This is a genomic window from Phaeobacter cretensis, from assembly GCF_047372505.1.
GTDB lineage: Bacteria > Pseudomonadota > Alphaproteobacteria > Rhodobacterales > Rhodobacteraceae > Phaeobacter > Phaeobacter cretensis.
Window position 1 is genome coordinate 312,613 of sequence record NZ_JBKBEU010000001.1, and the last position, 17,035, is coordinate 329,647.

17 protein-coding genes are annotated in these 17,035 nt (G+C 56.8%); 4 read left to right on the plus strand and 13 right to left on the minus strand.

Going from position 1 to position 17,035, the window contains the following annotated elements; genetic code table 11:
* Positions 1-12: 12 nt before the first annotated feature.
* From ACEWZM_RS01525 to fabD, 10 genes are all read right to left on the minus strand, one after another.
* Positions 13-231: a GTA head formation protein, RCAP_rcc01685 family gene (locus ACEWZM_RS01525; protein WP_414004765.1), complete on the minus strand. Its 219-nt coding sequence runs from the start codon at positions 229-231 to the stop codon at positions 13-15.
* Entirely contained in the window at positions 224-1,417 is a 1,194-nt protein-coding gene (locus tag ACEWZM_RS01530) for a phage portal protein (protein WP_414004766.1), read from the minus strand. Before ACEWZM_RS01530 ends, ACEWZM_RS01525 begins: the two co-directional genes overlap by 8 nt.
* A 192-nt stretch (positions 1,418-1,609) precedes the next feature.
* On the minus strand, positions 1,610-2,953 hold the full coding sequence (locus ACEWZM_RS01535) for a DNA-packaging protein (protein WP_462046671.1): 1,344 nt from the start codon (positions 2,951-2,953) through the stop codon (positions 1,610-1,612).
* Positions 2,874-3,215, minus strand: coding sequence for a recombinase (locus ACEWZM_RS01540; RefSeq protein ID WP_414004767.1), 342 nt, complete (start codon positions 3,213-3,215; stop codon positions 2,874-2,876). The genes ACEWZM_RS01535 and ACEWZM_RS01540 overlap by 80 nt, the downstream gene beginning before the upstream one ends.
* Before the next feature lie 294 nt (positions 3,216-3,509).
* Positions 3,510-4,664, minus strand: coding sequence for an endolytic transglycosylase MltG (mltG, locus tag ACEWZM_RS01545; protein WP_414004768.1), 1,155 nt, complete (start codon positions 4,662-4,664; stop codon positions 3,510-3,512).
* Positions 4,664-5,929 carry a beta-ketoacyl-ACP synthase II gene (gene fabF, locus ACEWZM_RS01550; RefSeq protein WP_414004769.1) on the minus strand — a complete coding sequence of 422 codons (1,266 nt, stop codon included), beginning with the start codon at positions 5,927-5,929 and terminating at the stop codon, positions 4,664-4,666. Before fabF ends, mltG begins: the two co-directional genes overlap by 1 nt.
* A gap of 611 nt (positions 5,930-6,540) precedes the next feature.
* A complete protein-coding gene (locus ACEWZM_RS01555) occupies positions 6,541-7,284 on the minus strand; it encodes a 1-(5-phosphoribosyl)-5-[(5-phosphoribosylamino)methylideneamino]imidazole-4-carboxamide isomerase (RefSeq protein ID WP_414004770.1) in 744 nt (247 codons plus the stop codon).
* Between the two features lie 165 nt (positions 7,285-7,449).
* Positions 7,450-7,683: an acyl carrier protein gene (locus tag ACEWZM_RS01560; RefSeq protein ID WP_005982462.1), complete on the minus strand. Its 234-nt coding sequence runs from the start codon at positions 7,681-7,683 to the stop codon at positions 7,450-7,452.
* Positions 7,684-8,300: 617 nt separating this feature from the next.
* Positions 8,301-9,038, minus strand: a complete 738-nt coding sequence (fabG, locus tag ACEWZM_RS01565) for a 3-oxoacyl-[acyl-carrier-protein] reductase (RefSeq protein ID WP_414004771.1) — start codon at positions 9,036-9,038, stop codon at positions 8,301-8,303.
* 84 nt (positions 9,039-9,122) lie between these two features.
* Entirely contained in the window at positions 9,123-10,055 is a 933-nt protein-coding gene (gene fabD / locus ACEWZM_RS01570; protein WP_414004772.1) for an ACP S-malonyltransferase, read from the minus strand.
* 185 nt (positions 10,056-10,240) lie between these two features.
* On the opposite strand from fabD, the gene ACEWZM_RS01575 reads away from it, so the two are divergent.
* Positions 10,241-11,524, plus strand: coding sequence for a cytochrome b/b6 domain-containing protein (locus ACEWZM_RS01575; protein WP_414004773.1), 1,284 nt, complete (start codon positions 10,241-10,243; stop codon positions 11,522-11,524).
* 130 nt (positions 11,525-11,654) lie between these two features.
* Here the strand turns inward: ACEWZM_RS01575 and ACEWZM_RS01580 are convergent, their stop codons facing one another.
* Complete coding sequence (locus ACEWZM_RS01580) at positions 11,655-12,776, minus strand: glycine cleavage T C-terminal barrel domain-containing protein (protein WP_414004774.1); 1,122 nt, start codon at positions 12,774-12,776, stop codon at positions 11,655-11,657.
* Positions 12,777-12,887: 111 nt separating this feature from the next.
* On the opposite strand from ACEWZM_RS01580, the gene ACEWZM_RS01585 reads away from it, so the two are divergent.
* On the plus strand, positions 12,888-13,376 hold the full coding sequence (locus ACEWZM_RS01585) for an Lrp/AsnC family transcriptional regulator (RefSeq protein WP_414004775.1): 489 nt from the start codon (positions 12,888-12,890) through the stop codon (positions 13,374-13,376).
* 104 nt (positions 13,377-13,480) lie between these two features.
* Positions 13,481-14,410 (plus strand): glutathione S-transferase C-terminal domain-containing protein, encoded by a 930-nt coding sequence (locus tag ACEWZM_RS01590; RefSeq protein ID WP_414004776.1) that lies wholly within the window; start codon positions 13,481-13,483, stop codon positions 14,408-14,410.
* A gap of 192 nt (positions 14,411-14,602) precedes the next feature.
* On the opposite strand, the gene ACEWZM_RS01595 is transcribed toward ACEWZM_RS01590, so the two are convergent.
* Positions 14,603-15,178 carry a YceI family protein gene (locus tag ACEWZM_RS01595; RefSeq protein ID WP_414004777.1) on the minus strand — a complete coding sequence of 192 codons (576 nt, stop codon included), beginning with the start codon at positions 15,176-15,178 and terminating at the stop codon, positions 14,603-14,605.
* A gap of 204 nt (positions 15,179-15,382) precedes the next feature.
* A complete protein-coding gene (locus ACEWZM_RS01600) occupies positions 15,383-15,964 on the minus strand; it encodes a hypothetical protein (RefSeq protein ID WP_414004778.1) in 582 nt (193 codons plus the stop codon).
* A gap of 702 nt (positions 15,965-16,666) precedes the next feature.
* Here ACEWZM_RS01600 and rpsF point away from each other — a divergent pair.
* Positions 16,667-17,020, plus strand: a complete 354-nt coding sequence (rpsF, locus tag ACEWZM_RS01605; RefSeq protein WP_414004779.1) for a 30S ribosomal protein S6 — start codon at positions 16,667-16,669, stop codon at positions 17,018-17,020.
* Positions 17,021-17,035: the final 15 nt, after the last annotated feature.

Below are 17,035 nucleotides of genomic sequence, written 5' to 3' on the forward strand. Positions count from 1 at the left end.
GAATTAATTGCCTTACTGAACTACTATAAATGACTGAAATGCCTGAGCTAAAATCACGGCAGCCACACCGTACACAGTGAGCCAGAGGCGTTTTTCCATCCGCTCCATCATCATCTCCAAACGGTCGAGACGCCTGTCCATTGCCTCTTTTTGTATTTCGGAGATGCGTTCATGCGCGCTGAGCCTCAGCCCTGGCGAACATTCAAACGGCGGGATCGGTATCTCAGTCATCACCCTGTGCATCCTCTTGCGGAGGGAGCCCCAGAAGGGTGCGTTTTTCAGCAGCGGTCAGGAAATCGGCGCTGGCGACACGGCGCCATTGCGCCTCACGTTCAGACGCTAGCGCGGGCACCTGATCAAGATCTGGCTTTAGGGTCACAGCCGCTCCCTGGTATCGTGACAACCACTCTGACAGAGCTGCCGTGACACGGGTCACAAGGGGTAGCACTGTTAAGCGGAAAAAGGCGCGATTGGCTTCCTGATAGTTGGCATAGGTCGCATCTCCGGGCAGGCCGAGCAGCATCGGCGGCACCCCAAAAGCCAGTGCAATTTCACGGGCGGCCGCGTCCTTGGTCTGGTGGAATTCCATATCCGACGGTGAAAACCCCATCGGTTTCCAATCCAGTCCACCTTCCAGAACCATCGGGCGACCAGCGTTTCGCGCACCTTGAAAATTCATTTCTATTTCGTCGCTTAGACGCCGAAACTGATCTTCCGCCATCAAGCCCTGACCATCGCTACCGCTCCAGACCAGTGCGCCTGATGGGCGGGCTGCATTGTCCAGCAACGCCTTGGACCAGCGCGAGGCGGACGTATGCACATCCACGGCCATGGCCGCCGCTTGCATCGGTGACAACCCGTAGTGATCATCCTGTGGGTGAAAATTACGCAGATGACAGATCGGCGCGCAGGGCATGGTGACATCAAAGCGATGCTTGCGACCCGACACACTGTAATCATAGGCGACTGGCCAGCCGTCGCTGCCAGGCACCACGGTCATCCGATCAGGCCGCAACACGTGGAGCTCAACCGGCAGCGCCGCACCCGCGTTCGCATCAACAACTGCTTCGACATAGGCGTTGCCCGACAGAAGAAGGTGGCCAAACAATGCTTCAAGCAACTCTGCCCGGCCCTGCGCCGCATTCGGGCGTGCCAGAAGCGCCAGCAGCGGATGGCTGTCATACCGCTGCTGCCCGTCCTGTAGCACCAGTGGCAGCGCCGCGGCGGCCTCGGTGATCATCTTTACAGAGCGGTAGCCCACCGGATTGCCTGCAAAACCGCTACGCGTCAGCGAGCTGCTGTCACGAGGGCTCCAGCCTGTGCCACCGGTGCTGCCATGCCAGGCCACCACACGGGCAGCGGCGCTTGCCTTGGTTTCATCGGGCTGTTGCTTGCGCCGCAGGAGGTCAAAGACCATGGGCCACTCCTTTGATTGAAGGGGGCGAACTCTGCCCCTGTTTGCTGAGATCCTTTATGACGTCTGGATTTGAATAAGATTTGAGCGAGGCGTGCGCAGGGCGTGCAACACCTCACCCAAACCATTGGCACCCAACAAGAAACGCCCGCAGAATGCGGGCGTTCCGTGATGTTCGTCGATACGTGTCGCGCGTTACAACATGCGTGCGCGAGGCCTTCGGTGGTGGCTGACGGGCGCCAGTATCAGCTCATGAATCGCCCAGACCAGTGCATCCAGCCGGTCGGGCGACCCCTGCCCCAGGTAGCCGCGCGGCGTCATCTGGCAGAGCTGGTCCTCGAGCGCGCCAAGCCCCGGCAAATGACGCACCCGACCCTGTTCATACAGTGCCGCGACCGGTTCGGCACGCGCGCCCTTCCCGCGGCTGGCGTGCAGCGCTTTAAAGGGGACCAGCGGGTCGATCTGACGCAACAGACTTTCGACCAATGCGCCCCCTTGGTTGACCTCAGCCACCACGCGATCAGCGCCGCTCCGCTCACGCGCATCAATGACAGCCTGCGCCCAGGTGAGCGGACCAACGCCCTGTAGCGTACGATCAGCCAGCACATAGGCGCACCAGTCCTGTGGAGGTCCTGACAGCGTTGCGCCGACCACAACGATACCGCAGGCGTCGGATTGTTTACCCGCGCTGACGGCTGGATCGACGGCAACAACAACCCGATCCAGTGTTGGGGCCTTGGCAATCTGCGCCGCGACAAGCCCCGCGTTGGTCCAAAGCGCACCATCGACGTCCTGCAACAAGATCCCGTCCAACTCTTGACGGCCAAGTCGGGAGCCTGCGTAGCGGCTGCGCACCTCTTGCAGAAACGACGCCGCGAGATTGGCGCGATTCGCCTCTGTTGCGGCATGGGTCTGCACCGTGGAAGGGCTGGCCAGAAGGTTACGCAACACTGCAACGTTGCGCGGTGTTGTGGTGACGCAAACGCGCGGATCCTGCCCAAGCCGCAGTGCAAATTGCAGCATATCCCAGCTATCTTGCCCGCGTTTCCATTTGGCCAATTCATCCGCCCAGGCCGCATCGAACTGCGGCCCGCGCAAACCTTCAGGATCATGGGCAGAAAACGCTTGTGCAGTGGCACCATTGGGCCAGGTCAGCCGTCTTTCACTGCTTTTCCACGTGGGCCTCCGGTCTGGAGGCGTACAGGCGAGGATACCGCTGTCACCGTTGACCATGACATCACGCACCTGATCATAGGTCTCGCCCAGCAAGGCGATGCGGCAGGCCCGGCCAGCGGACAGGGGTGTTGCCCCTTCGACCAAGTTACGCACCCATTCTGCACCGGCCCGGGTTTTTCCAGCGCCACGACCTCCCAGAATGACCCAACTGCGCCAGTCGCCTGATGGGGGCACTTGGTGCGGCAGCGCCCAAAGACCAAAGAGATAGGGCAGCGCACAGAGGTCATGGTCGCTCAGCTGGTCCAGAAACTGTCGCTGTATTAAGGCTGGCGCGCAGGCGAGCCAGTCGGTCTTCGATTTCAATCCGGGCAGCCTCTGTGTCGAGACCGGCAGCGGACTTGTGTTGTTCACTCTGTTCGACAAGGGTTTTCTCCACTTTCTGGCTGTCACGGATCAGGCTTTCCAGTTTGGCAATGCGCGGACCGGCGCCCGCGCCGTCTTCATCTGCGCTAAGGCGTTCGAGCATCTGTTCTGCCTCCTGACGGAGTCGTTCGATGGAATTGTGAAGGGAGAAGAGAAGATCGGCGGTTTTAGAACGCCGGTCTTCCGGGGTGTAGCGTGTCATAGATCGGAGCCTCAGATTGATGGGTCTCCGTCGTCGAAAAGACAGCACAACATAACGGCCACGCGCGGCATGTCAGCACGTGGCAGGTCGGGTTCTGTCTTTTTCCAGCTGCATCGTGAGACTGACACAGATCGGCGTAAAAGTCAAAGTCACCCACCTATGGAGACGTGCGCAACCTGCCGTATTTGTTAAGCAATCTCGCCACATCCCTACCAGGCAGTTAACAGGACAGTTCATGAAAAAAAGGGACGCCGAAGCGCCCCTTTCCAATAGTTTCTAGTCACCGCTTTGCGATCAGTTGCTGTTGCGCTGCGCTTCGATCTCACGCCATTTCGCAACATTGCGGTTATGTTCATCCAAGGTAACGGCAAAAGCGTGACCTCCGGTGCCATCAGCTACGAAGAACAGGTAATCGCCCTGATCCGGGTCTATAGCCGCCATAAGGCTCGCCATGCCGGGATTGGCGATAGGGGTCGGCGGCAGCCCTTCGATCACATAGGTATTCCACGGTGTTGCACGGCGCAGCTCGCTCTGGCGCAAACCTCGGCCAAGGACTCCTTCGCCCTTGGTAACGCCATAGATCACCGTCGGGTCCGTCTGCAGCCGCATACCGCGATTGAGACGATTGGTGAAAACAGAGGCGACTTGAGGCCGTTCCTCGGCCACACCGGTTTCCTTTTCGATGATCGACGCGAGGATCAGCATCTCTTCCGGGCTTGTAACAGCCGCACGATCCGAACGGCTCTCCCAGGCGGCATTGATGCGCAGCAGCTGCCGCTCTTGCATTTCGGCCAGTATCGTGGCGCGATCATCACCCGGTGTGACCTCATAGCTGTCCGGCGCAAGCATCCCCTCAGCGGGGCGCTCACCGGCATCACCGTCAAGGATATCCATCGCCTTCAGCGATTCCACCACCTGCCAGCTGGTTACACCTTCAGCAAGCGCGATCCGGTAGCGGGTATCCGCGTCGGCCCGCTTCTCTTCGTAGACCGCGGGCACCTCATCGGTACCAGGCACGAATTCCGCACGCTCGACAAAACGGTTGGTAGCAGGATCCAGCTCACGCACCTCGGCCAACACGCGGGTCACCCCAACGCGGTAGACGATTTCAGTGCCACAGCTGCTCGCGCCGCCACGGGTGATCTGATCAACGATGTCTTCCATCGAAGCACCAGCGGCCACCAGATAGCTGCCGGCCTTCAGCTGTGCTGCCTTCTCCGCGTAACGCACGCCGACACGAAAGAGCGGGCCAGAGTTGATCGCACCCTGCTCTTCCAAATTGCGACTGACCCGCGACATATTCGACCCCGAGGGCACACGCAGACAAATCGCACTCTCCAACGGGCCTTCAGTGGTGTATTGCGACTGCCCCCATAGGATCACGCCGCCCAGAAGGAACAGCAGCACCACAAGGACGGTCAGCATATTAGAAGCGAGGCTTCGCCACATCAGTCAGGCTTTCCAAACAGGACCGACGCGTTCGTGCCGCCAAAGCCGAAGGAATTCGACAGTGCAACATTGATCTCACGCTCACGCTTTGCGTTCGGGGCCAGATCAACAGCTGTTTCCACCGCCGGATTATCAAGATTGATGGTTGGCGGTGCCACCTGATCGCGGATCGCCAGAATTGAGAAAATCGCCTCGATCGCGCCAGCCGCACCAAGCAGGTGACCGGTGGCCGATTTCGTGGACGACATCGTGACCTTGCCAGCGGCATCACCTAGCATCCGCTCAACAGCGCCCAATTCGATGGTGTCGGCCATCGTGGATGTGCCATGGGCGTTGATGTAATCGATGTCTTTGGGCTCAAGACCGGCGTTGGCCAGCGCCGCCCGCATGGAACGTTCGCCACCTTCGCCGTCTTCTGACGGTGCAGTTATGTGATAGGCATCGCCAGAGAGACCATAGCCCAGAACTTCGGCATAGATCTTCGCACCACGGGCCTTTGCGTGCTCGTAGTCTTCCAGAACCACAATGCCAGCGCCTTCGCCCATTACGAAGCCGTCACGGTCAGCGTCATAGGGGCGCGAAGCCGCCTTGGGGTCATCGGCGCGCTTTGTCGACAGCGCTTTACAGGCGTTGAAACCCGCGATCCCGATTTCACAGATCGCCGCCTCGGCACCACCTGCAACCATGACATCCGCGTCGCCGGATTTGATCAGCCGTGCCGCATCACCAATGGCATGGGCACCAGTGGAACAGGCGGTGACAACCGAATGGTTTGGGCCCTTGAAACCGAAACGGATCGAGACCTGACCGGAAATCAGGTTGATCAACGCGCCCGGAATAAAGAAGGGGGAGACCCGGCGCGGGCCTTTTTCCTTAATCATCACGGCTGTATCAGCAATCGAGCTCAGCCCGCCGATGCCAGAGCCGATCATAACGCCGGTGCGCATACGGTCCTCGTCGCTCTCAGGCGTCCAGCCTGCATCCCGCACTGCCATATCGGCGGCAGCAATGCCATAGAGGATGAAGTCGTCGATCTTTTTCTGATCTTTCTTCACCACCCAGTCATCTGCGTTGAAGGTTCCTTCGCTGCCGTCACCGCGTGGGACCTCACAAGCATAGGTCGTTGTGACACCGCTTTCGATCGTATCAAAATGCGTAATTGGGCCTGCCCCGGACTGTCCGTCCAGCAACCGCGACCAGCTTTCTTCGACGCCACTTGCCAGCGGCGTGACCAGGCCCAGTCCGGTAACTACTACTCGACGCATTTCTTGCACTCCTTTGCCTCAGCAATTTGTCCCCAAATAGCTTGGATTAGCGCATAGGCGCAAGAGCCGGAACACGGATGCGGTTTTGCGCAGATTTGATGACACTCTTAGATTGCAGTTAACTCGATCAAGGTACCTTTGAATTGTGCCTGGTTCGTACTCCTCTGCCGGTTCATATCCGACACAGGCAATTGGCTGGCACGCGGTGCCCGGTGGTAGGGCACTTGATCTAAGTTTGCGGTAGTTTGGGCATCGCATAAATGGTGCATTTTGTTCTTGTTTGAACGCCCTACGCTGTTGGATTTTGGTCTGCGAAGGGGCTTGCGGACGGCACACCGCGCCCCTTCGCGCATATATTCTATCAGCAATCCGGTTTTGGGTATTGTTAGGTTAACTCCCGGAATTCAGACCGTTTTAGAAAGCGGAAGATAGCCCGACTGGGATGTGTTCAACGACGGAAATTGCTAACAAGGTTGCCTCGGAGGGCTGGCGGTGAGTGGCGAAAACCAGCGATGTCGAGTGCGAACAAGTAGGGCAATAAATACAAATGGGCTGCGCAGTCTTGCAACCACGCAACCCAATTATCTAAGCAATGGCGGCAATGCGCTGATTTAGCGGAATTCAGCCACCGGTTCACGGTTCGGAGTCGCAGCCTCCAAGGCATCAGTCAGCGTCAGCGTCTTGCGAAACAGCGCCCGCCCGACCAGCGCACCAGAGACTGACCCGATATATTTTAGCCGCGCCACGTCATCGACAGTGCGCACTACACCGCTGGCGATCACAGGCGTGCGGGCTTTCTCGGCAAGACCCGCTATCAGGCCAAGCTGCGCTTCGACATCGGACATGTCGCTATCGATATCGGTGATGATAATCCCGGCGAAGGGACAATCGGAAAAAGCCTCAACAAAGGCATCGGGCGAGAACGATCCGGCCTGACGCCAGCCGTCTGTCATCACTTGACCTTCCCAGACATCAACCGCCAGAACGATCTGGTCAGGATAAAGGCGGGTTAGCATACGCACCAGTGCGGGATCTTGTGCAGCCAGCGTGCCGACAACAACGCGGCCTGCCCCTTTGTCGATCCAGTGCTCGACATGTTCACGGCTGCGCATCCCACCACCGAGCTGTACCGGGATACCTGCGGTGCGGATAATCTCTTCCACTAGCTCGGCATTGCGGTTGTCGCCTTCGATGGCATCGAAGTCCGTCAGATGCATCCATTCCGCACCATCAGACGCAAAACTGCTGGCGGTCGCAACCGGGTCCACGTGCCAGATCATGGCGGTATCAAGCCGCCCCTTATCCAGCGTAACGCAGCGCCCGTCTTTCAATTCCATTGTGGGGTAGATCATCATCGCAATGCCCTCCTGTCGTCGGCAGTTTCGTCAAGGCTAGCACGGAGTTTGTTCCCGTCTAAGGAGAAAAGCCGACCTCACATGGGTCGGAAACGTCCACCAAATGCAAAACGGCGCTTTCCTATAAGGAAAGCGCCGTCTGTGACCGTCACCAATTAGGTGGGATCAGGAAGCTTCGCTGATGAACTTCACCGCATCGCCAAAGGTCTGGATAGTTTCGGCCGCATCATCAGGGATCTCAATGCCGAACTCTTCTTCGAAAGCCATGACCAGCTCAACGGTATCCAGGCTGTCTGCGCCCAGATCATCGATGAACGACGCGTTCTCGGTCACTTTGTCTTCTTCAACACCCAGGTGTTCCACAACGATCTTTTTTACGCGGTCTGCGACGTCGCTCATGTCAATTCCTCATCTTGTCAGGGCATTCGCCCGGTTCTGCCCTTGCCCGCTCGGGGCGGCTTGGTTGTGCCCGATGCGGGCGATCGTGTCCCACATAGCAGGACGTGCCACTGCCGGTCCGGCATGGACCCACAGAAGGCGAATATGCGCCGCCTATAACACAGACCGACGCAGAGGCAAACGGTTTCGCAGCATCACTGCAACCACCAGCCAATGGCCTATCCCCTGAGGCTCAGGCGACAGGTTCAGCATTTGGCCACAGGCGACCTCATATGCAAGGCTTGTATATTTTATTTTTTACAGCTCGCACAGCAAGAAGGTGAATTTTTTATTATTTTTCAGCATGTTTTGACTGATCTCCAATTGGGTTTCAGGCTGAATTTAGCGCATAGAGCTGTGATGCAGACACGTGAATACGCCGAAGAATGCCCCAATTCTCAACGAACACTCCACGTAGATCATGGTGTTTCATTCGCCATACAGCCACCCGTCGAAGACATGCCGCCACCCCACGATGAGACGGCCCTCTACGAAAAACCCGGCCACCGGGGAACCGGAGCCGGGCTAGATGAATCAGCCGTGGCAAAGCCAAAAGCGGGAGCGTTCAGAGCCCCAGATCAGAGCATCGCCATGCCGCCATTCACGTGCAATGTGGTACCCGTGACATAGCCTGCTTCGCCGCTTGCCAGATACAATACGGCAGACGCAATTTCTGCGGGATTGCCCATACGACCGCTGGGGATTTGGGTCAGAATTGCGTCTTTCTGGGTGTCGTTCAGCTTCTCCGTCATCGCTGTAGCAATAAAGCCGGGAGCAACCGCATTGACCGTGATACCCCGGTTCGCAACCTCATAGGCCAGCGATTTGGACATACCAACCATGCCAGCCTTAGCGGCGGCATAGTTGCCCTGACCGGGGTTGCCGGTGGCTCCGACGATGGAGGAGATATTGATAATCCGGCCCCAACGCGCCTTCATCATGCCGCGCAGAACTCCTCGACACAGTCGCATGGTCGACGTCAGATTCACTTCCAGAACGCTGTTCCACTCATCATCTTTCATACGCATGAAGAGATTGTCGCGGGTAATGCCAGCGTTATTGACCAGAATATCCACCGACCCCATGGCTGCAATCGCCTGTTTCGGCAGCGCCTCAACCGCCTCCGCATCTGAAAGATTGCAAGGCAGTACATGCGCGCGATCGCCCAGCTCCGCCGCCAACTCTTGCAGCGGTGCCTCGCGCGTTCCGGAGAGGCCAACAGTGGCGCCAGCGGCATAGAGCGTGCGTGCGATATCACCGCCAATGCCACCGGAGGCACCAGTGATAAGGGCAGATTTGCCGGTCAGATCAAACATATGGTTTCCTTTATCTCGTCCCTGGCCTCGGGTCTGTCGTCATGTTCAGATCAAACGGGCCAGTATCTTATGAAAATTCTACGCTCAGGCCTCAGTGGCAGCGGTTACGTCCTCGGTGGTGCCAACTTGGCGGCTGCTGAGGCTACGGTCGATCTTGCGGATCATCCCTGACAACGCTTTGCCTGCACCGATCTCCCAGAACTCGGTCACGCCTTTGGCGGCCATGCACTGCACGCTTTCACGCCAGCGTACAGAACCGGTGACCTGTTCGACCAGCAGTTTGCGGATCTCATCAGGGTCAGTAACGGCATCCGCGCGCACATTGGCGATCAGCGGCACGGCAGGGGATGTGATCTCAACCCCGGCCAGCGCCTCGGCCATGACATCGGCGGCAGGCTGCATCAATGCACAATGGAAAGGGGCAGAGACCGGCAGCATCACAGCCCGTTTAGCGCCTTTTGCCTTGGCAATTTCTGCTGCGCGCTCGACCGCGGCCTTCGCTCCGGAGACAACAACCTGCGTGGGATCATTGTCGTTGGCAGCCTGGCAGACCTCACCCTGTGCGGCCTCCTCTGCAACGGTTCTCACCGCATTCAGATCTAGCCCAAGAATGGCGGCCATCGCGCCCTCACCCACTGGCACTGCACTTTGCATTGCCTTGCCGCGGATGCGCAGCAAGCGTGCGGTATCAGCCACTGAAATCGTACCTGCTGCTGCCAAAGCGGAGTATTCACCCAGACTGTGACCCGCCACAAATGCGGCCTTATCGATGCTGATACCTTCAGCTTCCAGCGCGCGCATAGCCGCGAGCGAGGTCGCCATCAGCGCAGGCTGGGCGTTCTGAGTCAGTGTCAGGGTTTCAATATCACCTTCCCAAATCAGCTGGCTCAGCGCTTCTCCCAGTGCGGCGTCAACCTCGTCGAAGACGGCTTTGGCGGCCGGATAGGCCTCTGCCAAAGCCTTGCCCATACCGATTGTCTGCGCGCCCTGCCCCGGAAACACGAATGCAATTGTCATCTGAGACCTCATCTTGTCTGCATATCTGCGTTGCACCGGGTTTAGACGCAGGTGACGCTACGTACAAGCAAAGGCTTGCGCCGATGCACCAAAGCTGTGCATCAGGTGACAGAGTTGCGTATTGTCACAAATTGCTCACGGGATAGACTATTCCCATCACTCCCAACGAGAAAGTGCTGCTTGTCGTGTCCTCTCCTGTGTCCTCGCCCGCGCCCGTCGTTTCCCGCCAGAACACCACCCTGCACTATGGCAGCGTTGCCAAGGTGTTTCATTGGCTGACCGCCCTGTTGATGCTGGCCGTCTTCCCTCTGGGGTATTTCGCCACTGATCTGGCGCATTACATCCAAAGCGCCGACTTTGATGGCGCGCAAGCAACGCTAAACCGCGCTGCGCGGCTGTTTTCGCTGCATAAAACGCTGGGGTTGACCCTATTCTTGACCGCACTGCTGCGCATCCTCTGGGCGCTGAGCCAACCAAAACCGGTTCCGCTGCACCCCGAACGACGACTGGAGACATTACTGGCCGAAGTCGTCCATTGGCTGCTCTATGGGTCGCTTGTTGCGGCACCGTTAACTGGCTGGATCCACCATGCTGCGACCACTGGTTTTGCGCCAATCTGGTGGCCCTTTGGTCAGAGTTTGCCGTTTGTCGCCAAATCTGAAGGTGTTGCTGCGGCCTTTGGCGGGCTGCATTGGCTGTTTGTCTGGACCCTTGCAGTCTCTCTGGCACTTCACATCGCGGGGGCGCTGAAGCATCAAATCATCGACCGCGACGCCACTCTGCGACGGATGTTGCCCGGGTCAGCACCGGCTGTGGAACAGCAGACAGATGTCACCCACGGCGTCGCGCCGATGATGGTGGCGTTGGCAATATGGGTTATGGTGCTGGCGGGTGGCGGGGCCTTAGGGCTTTACGCGCCGCATAGCCATGGTCCTGCCGATCATGCAGATGCCTCAGATACGTCCACAACACCTCCGGCGCCGTCGGGCAATTGGGTTGTTGCAGACGGCACCCTAGCCCTGACTATTGTGCAGATGGGCAGCGAGGTACGTGGCCAGTTCGACCAATGGCAGGCGACCATTGATTTTGAAGAGCCAGAAGCCCCCGGCCCTGCGGGCACCGTCACCGTCACCATTGCAATCCCATCTCTGATGCTGGCCTCGGTCACCGATCAGGCCATGGGTCCCGACTATTTCGACAGCTCCACCTATCCTACCGCAGTATTCAGTGCAGAAATTTTAAAACTAGCGGACGGATACGTCGCTGATGGCACCCTGAGAATTCGTGACCAGGAGGTGCCTCTGCGCCTGCCTTTCTCCTTGGATTTGCAGGGCGACGCTGCCGTCATGACAGGCAGCGTTGAGGTGAACCGTCTGGATTTCAACGTGGGTCGTGGCGTCATGGATGAAGGTTCGCTCGCTTTTGCTGTGGGCATTGCCGTGGATCTGACTGCCAATCGCGCGCGTTAGAGGCTGAATTGGCAAGGATTGAGTTGGCATGGGCCGGCTTGGCTCCGGCTCTTGTCAAAACAACCAGTTATCTATCCCCAAAGCCCCGGCCCGAGCTGATCGCTTGGGCCGGGGCTTCAACGCAAAGCGGCTACAGATCGAAAGGCAATCGCGCAACGCTGATTTGACGCGCATCCCCATCCATTTGGACCACGAGGTCTGACGCATCACTGTCAACATCTGTTGCGATCATTCCAACGCCAATGTTCTTTCCAAACCGTTGGGAATAAATAAATTCACTCAAGATACCAACGGTCTGTCCGCTTGTTGTTTGCACGTCCAGTGAATGCTGACACGCAAGAATTCGTGGGCCGGAGATAACAAAGCCAACACGCCTTCGCTTTGGACCTTCGGCCTTGATTTTAAGAAGCGCCGCCCGTCCGACGAAGTCATCCGATTTTTCGAAGTCAACCAGCTTGCCCAGCGAGATTTCAAAAGGGTTGCAGGGGTTTGTTTGTAATCGCCCATCCGCCCCATAAGAGACCAACCCGCTTTCGAGGCGCTCCACATCATTTGGTGCACCTGGTCGGATACCATAAGCTGCACCTGCTGCTTTCACGATATTCCACAGTTCGATACCACGCGATCCGTCCTGCAAATATAGTTCAAACCCACCTTGTTTTGACCAACCCGAACGTGCCAGCAAAAGCGGAACTCCTTGCAACTCAGTCTGTGCAAAGCCGAAGTATTTCAGGTCTTTGACCCAGTCGCCAAACAGATCCGCTGCAAGCGCCTCCGCCAATGGGCCTTGGATGGCGAGCGGCGACACATCAGGCTCAAACACCCGCACATTCAACCCACGTTCGGCCGCGATTGCACTTGCCCAAAGCTCAATGTCACTGTCCGCTATCGAGAGCCAAAACCGATCCGCGGCGAGCATCAACAATACCGGATCATTGATAAGGCTGCCTTGGTGGTTGCAAATCGGCACATAGCGGCCTTGGCCAATCTTGGTTTTGCTCATATCCCGCGTGGTCAGATATTGAATAAGCTGCGCGGCGTCTGATCCAGAAATCTCGATCTGGCGCTGAGCCGCGACATCCCACATTGCCACACCGGTCATCAGGCTATCGTATTCTGCCTGTGGGTTACCAAAATTCGATGGAATAAGCATATGATTATAAACTGAAAAACACGAAACCCCATCCGCTACTGTTGCATCGAAATAGACAGATTTCCTGATGTTGGGGCCGACACCTATGTTGAACGTCACGTGGTCTCTCCTGTTTGGCGGATGTGTTGAAACTTACATGGGTGCTATAGATTTTTGATGCAGGGTGTGATCAATATTTCCCAAAAAATGGCATAATATTGCAGGCCCTTTATGGACACACTCAACATCCGAATTATCGAAGCTCTGCAAAAGCGTGGCGATATGACAAATGCGGAATTGGCTGAGATCGTGAACTCAACTCCATCCACATGTTTGAGGCGGGTTCGTGACCTTCAGAAATCTGGTTTTCTGGCCAAGAACATCTTCCTCGCGGATGCAGCCAAACTCGGGCGCGGCTTGAAGGCAATCATTGCGACAACGACAAGAGATCATACGCGCGCAGACAGAGAAGCCTTTGCTCGGCGCGTCGAGGCAGAGCCCTCCATTGCATATGCTTACGGTGTCACCGGTGAGGTAGATGCGATACTTATCGGGAATTTCCAGAATATGGTTGAATATCAGGACGTCTGCGACCGGCTTTTTGACGATGATGACAACATCGTCCGATACACGACGCATTTCATTTCAGAGATCTACAAAACCGAACCTGCCATCCCCTGTGATGTTCTCCGGCAAACCAGTGCAGAAGGCGAGTATTGACCCTCGCTTTCATTGTATCGCGGAGCTTCGCCCCTATGGGTGTTGTTCGCCTCAGGCCCCAAGTGATAAACATTCAAAAAGAGCTACAGGCAGGTAGATAGATCATGGGAATGCTGATTGATGGAAAGTGGGACGCCTCTGCTGACCGCACGATGGTGTCTGGCACATATCGACGTGAGCAAAGCGCCCTTCCGACGTCTGTTGATGATCAAATACTGGCGGAGTTGAGCAACACTCAAAACCGGTTCTTTCTGATCGCGTCAGCGAGCTGCCCGTGGTCCCATGGTGCTGTTATCGCATTGGTTCTCGCGGGTTTGAAGCACACCGTGGGCATCCAATGGGCCGGTGGTCCAAGGCGAGAAGGATATGGACTGCTACCCGGCGGACCAATTCCCAATCGTTCGGACTATCAACACCTGCATCAGTTCTACACCGCAACAGATGCCAACTACACAGGACGGTCGACAGTTCCGGTGCTGTGGGATGCGCACCACTGCAGAATAGTGTCCAATTCTTCCGCCGATATCATATCTGCATTCGACGCCACTAGCTCAACGATCGACCTCCGACCCGCTGGCCTGCTCGACAAGGTAGACGCTCTGACACAACACATATTTGATGGCTTATCCAATGCTGTCTATCGTGCTGGAAAATCTCAGAAACAAGCTGAATATGAGGATGCCGTCGATACTGTTTTTCGCACTCTAGACGAGCTGGAAGATCGCCTGAACGGCCAAACGTTCCTATTCGGAGACAGCCTTACGCAGGCAGATGTGAGATTGTTCGCAACCCTGGTGCGGTTCGATACGGTCTACGCCACGCATTTTCGCTGTACCCGCAAAAGACTGGTCGACTATCCAAGATTATGGCGTTTTACCCGTCGCATTTTTCAGATACCCGATATTCGGCAAACCGTTGATTTCGATGAAATCCGGTATGGGTATTATATCAATGACGGCGACCATAATCCGCACGGCATCATCGGCCAACAACCGCAGATCGATTGGGACAGCCGCGAAGGTTTGTCGGACTAGCGACCAAGCACGGACTATGCGGCCACCTTTGAAATCGCAACTGGCTCAGCCCGGCGTTAGCATCAACATTTTAGGCTCAGTTTTGATAAAACGGTTTGCGGGCTGGACACAGAAAAACCGCCACCCGGATTGGATGGCGGTTCAACAATTTAGCGGCGGCCGATTTTATCGCGCCACCCTATGCCAAAGGCGTTACTCGGCTTTCATCGCTTCGACAGAGATCTTGACTTCGACCTCATCGCTGACGAAGGGCGCGAATTTGCCAAGTTCGTAATCAGAACGCAGCAAGGTTGTGGTTGCATCGAAACCAGCCCAAGGCTTGCCCGCCATCGGGTGCTGGCCAACCTGGTTCAGGGCCGCGTCCAGAACCACAGTTTTGGTAACACCGTTCAGTGTCAGGTCGCCGGTAATCTCAGCAGCGTTTTCGCCGGTGACTTTGATACCGGTGGATTTGAAGGTGATCATCTCTGCATCATCAGCGCCAAAGAAATCCTTGGACATGAAGTGATCAAAGCGCCCTTCCCAACCGGTCAGCATGGACGTTGCAGGCATGGAGACCGACACGCTGGAAGCTTCGGGGTTTTCCTGATCAAAGGAAATCTCGCCCTCAAAACCAGAGAACATGCCGTATGTAGTGGAGAAGCCCAGGTGGTTATAGCTAAACACAACCTGGCTGTGGCTGGCATCCAGCGTATAGGCTTCGGGTGCGGCATAAGCCGAAGTGGCAGCGGCACCCATCAGGGCAGCAGCAATAAGAGTGTTTTTCATAGTTTTTGGCTCCATTGGACCGAATAACATCACTTCCCAGATGACGGTTTTGGCATAGCAAAGGGAAGTCGGCAATTCCCAACACTATCTGTGTTCACATGAACAACCAAAGCGGCTTCTGCGCCCAGCAGCGGGTTCTCGCGCAGTTGTGATGCTGGTGGTCGAATGGCGATGTCTGAAGGCCATCCCGGCTGAGCGGTCGGCTCAGCTGACGATAGGCAATGCACCGCTCAGCTGGTCGCGCAGGCGCATCCGTGTGTCGTTGCTCTCGATCGGCAGCTCCATCAGGATCGTGCCGTCGGTGTCCAGAACCGAAATCGCATCTGCGGATAGGCGCACACCGCCAAGGCTGCTGTAGCTGCGACGCAGGACAATCCGTGGCGCTCCATTGCGGGTCTTACGCAGAATACGCAGCTCTCGCCGGATCGGGTCAAAACAAGCTTCTGGTTGGCTGTCAGGGTGGTGAGTGGTCAACAGGATCAGACCAACAAAAAGAAAAGCAATAGAGATGCCGATCCGGATCAGAGACATCTGCGGGTCGATGCCCGCGTCCGGCAAAAGCCACAGCCCCATGGAACCGAGCACCATACCGCCGCCAAGGATCCGCAACAGAATAGACCGCACCTGCCAGTTGGCTTGCACTTGCAAGTTCAGCGGCGCAGACCGTGCCAGATCTGCCAAACGACGGGCCGCACGGGACTGCGAACTAGCACCCTGACCAGCATGATAAGATCGCCCGTGTTGTACCGGCTGGAAACCCATCTCGGATGGTTCGATGATGCTCATCTCTGATCCCTTTCACAGTTCACGCGGTTGTGGTTTGCTGCCTGCCTTGCCTCTCGCGCTTGCTTTGCGCGGTTGATTTGGTCTGGCCACCCTCGTTAACGCTTCATTAACCAAGGTTGACGCCAGCATTGGGGCCGAATTGGGGCGGACTTGCGGTAAATACGGGTCCGACCAATCGTTCTGCGGCGTAAGCTGAACCGCCCTAGGTTAGACGCTCTGCTTCATGCCTGTGTCCTGCCTGTGTCGCGCATGGTTCCGCGATCCGCCGTCCTGGCATCTGCTTTCCGTATTGAACTCCCGAACACGCCGACCGATCTCCGACCCTGTGCCTTGCGTTCAAATTTTCACAATTTTGCTAAAATTAGGTTCACACGGTGTGCTATTATGCAGGAACAATTGCATTTTACTGTACTTTAACATCCCAAACGGGCTCGCTACAGCACCGAGTGGCAGACCAAACGTCACGTGTATATCTGGTGCATATGTGTCGGCGCAGTATATGTCGGCCAAGAGACCCCTGCCCCACGCCTACACACCGTTCGTGGATGACCGTAGGCAAACGGGTCTTGCCCTTTCTCCAGCAGGCTGTATATGGGAGCTTCCTTCCGCGACGTTTCGATCCGCGCAGACTCTCGTGACAGGGCAGCGGAAGGATCAACCGCCCTGTCTATGAAATGCGCCTAGACAAAAACTGGAGTTCACATGCCACTCTATGAGCATGTCATGATTGCGCGTCAGGACCTGTCCAACTCGCAAGCTGAAGGCCTCATCGAACATTTCGGTGCTGTTCTGTCCGACAACGGCGGTAAGCTGGTCGATCAGGAGTACTGGGGCGTCAAAACGATGGCCTACAAGATCAACAAAAATCGTAAGGGCCACTACTCCTTCCTGAAGACCGATGCATCCGCAGCGGCGATCCAGGAAATGGAGCGTTTGATGCGCCTGCATGATGACGTGATGCGCGTTTTGACCATCAAGGTTGACGCACATGAAGACGGCCCCTCGGTTCAGATGCAGAAGCGCGATGAGCGCGACTCGCGTCGTGAGCGCCGCTGATCAACGCTTGAGAAA

Excerpts from the sequence above, each read along its gene's own strand:
- ACEWZM_RS01525 (WP_414004765.1), bottom strand. The coding sequence starts at position 231 with ATGACTGAGATACCGATCCCGCCGTTTGAATGTTCGCCAGGGCTGAGG.
- ACEWZM_RS01530 (WP_414004766.1), bottom strand. The coding sequence starts at position 1,417 with ATGGTCTTTGACCTCCTGCGGCGCAAGCAACAGCCCGATGAAACCAAG.
- ACEWZM_RS01540 (WP_414004767.1), bottom strand. The coding sequence starts at position 3,215 with ATGACACGCTACACCCCGGAAGACCGGCGTTCTAAAACCGCCGATCTT.
- mltG (WP_414004768.1), bottom strand. The coding sequence starts at position 4,664 with ATGTGGCGAAGCCTCGCTTCTAATATGCTGACCGTCCTTGTGGTGCTG.
- fabF (WP_414004769.1), bottom strand. The coding sequence starts at position 5,929 with ATGCGTCGAGTAGTAGTTACCGGACTGGGCCTGGTCACGCCGCTGGCA.
- ACEWZM_RS01555 (WP_414004770.1), bottom strand. The coding sequence starts at position 7,284 with ATGATGATCTACCCCACAATGGAATTGAAAGACGGGCGCTGCGTTACG.
- ACEWZM_RS01560 (WP_005982462.1), bottom strand. The coding sequence starts at position 7,683 with ATGAGCGACGTCGCAGACCGCGTAAAAAAGATCGTTGTGGAACACCTG.
- fabG (WP_414004771.1), bottom strand. The coding sequence starts at position 9,038 with ATGTTTGATCTGACCGGCAAATCTGCCCTTATCACTGGTGCCTCCGGT.
- fabD (WP_414004772.1), bottom strand. The coding sequence starts at position 10,055 with ATGACAATTGCATTCGTGTTTCCGGGGCAGGGCGCGCAGACAATCGGT.
- ACEWZM_RS01585 (WP_414004775.1), top strand. The coding sequence starts at position 12,888 with ATGGACACACTCAACATCCGAATTATCGAAGCTCTGCAAAAGCGTGGC.
- ACEWZM_RS01590 (WP_414004776.1), top strand. The coding sequence starts at position 13,481 with ATGGGAATGCTGATTGATGGAAAGTGGGACGCCTCTGCTGACCGCACG.
- ACEWZM_RS01595 (WP_414004777.1), bottom strand. The coding sequence starts at position 15,178 with ATGAAAAACACTCTTATTGCTGCTGCCCTGATGGGTGCCGCTGCCACT.
- ACEWZM_RS01600 (WP_414004778.1), bottom strand. The coding sequence starts at position 15,964 with ATGAGCATCATCGAACCATCCGAGATGGGTTTCCAGCCGGTACAACAC.
- rpsF (WP_414004779.1), top strand. The coding sequence starts at position 16,667 with ATGCCACTCTATGAGCATGTCATGATTGCGCGTCAGGACCTGTCCAAC.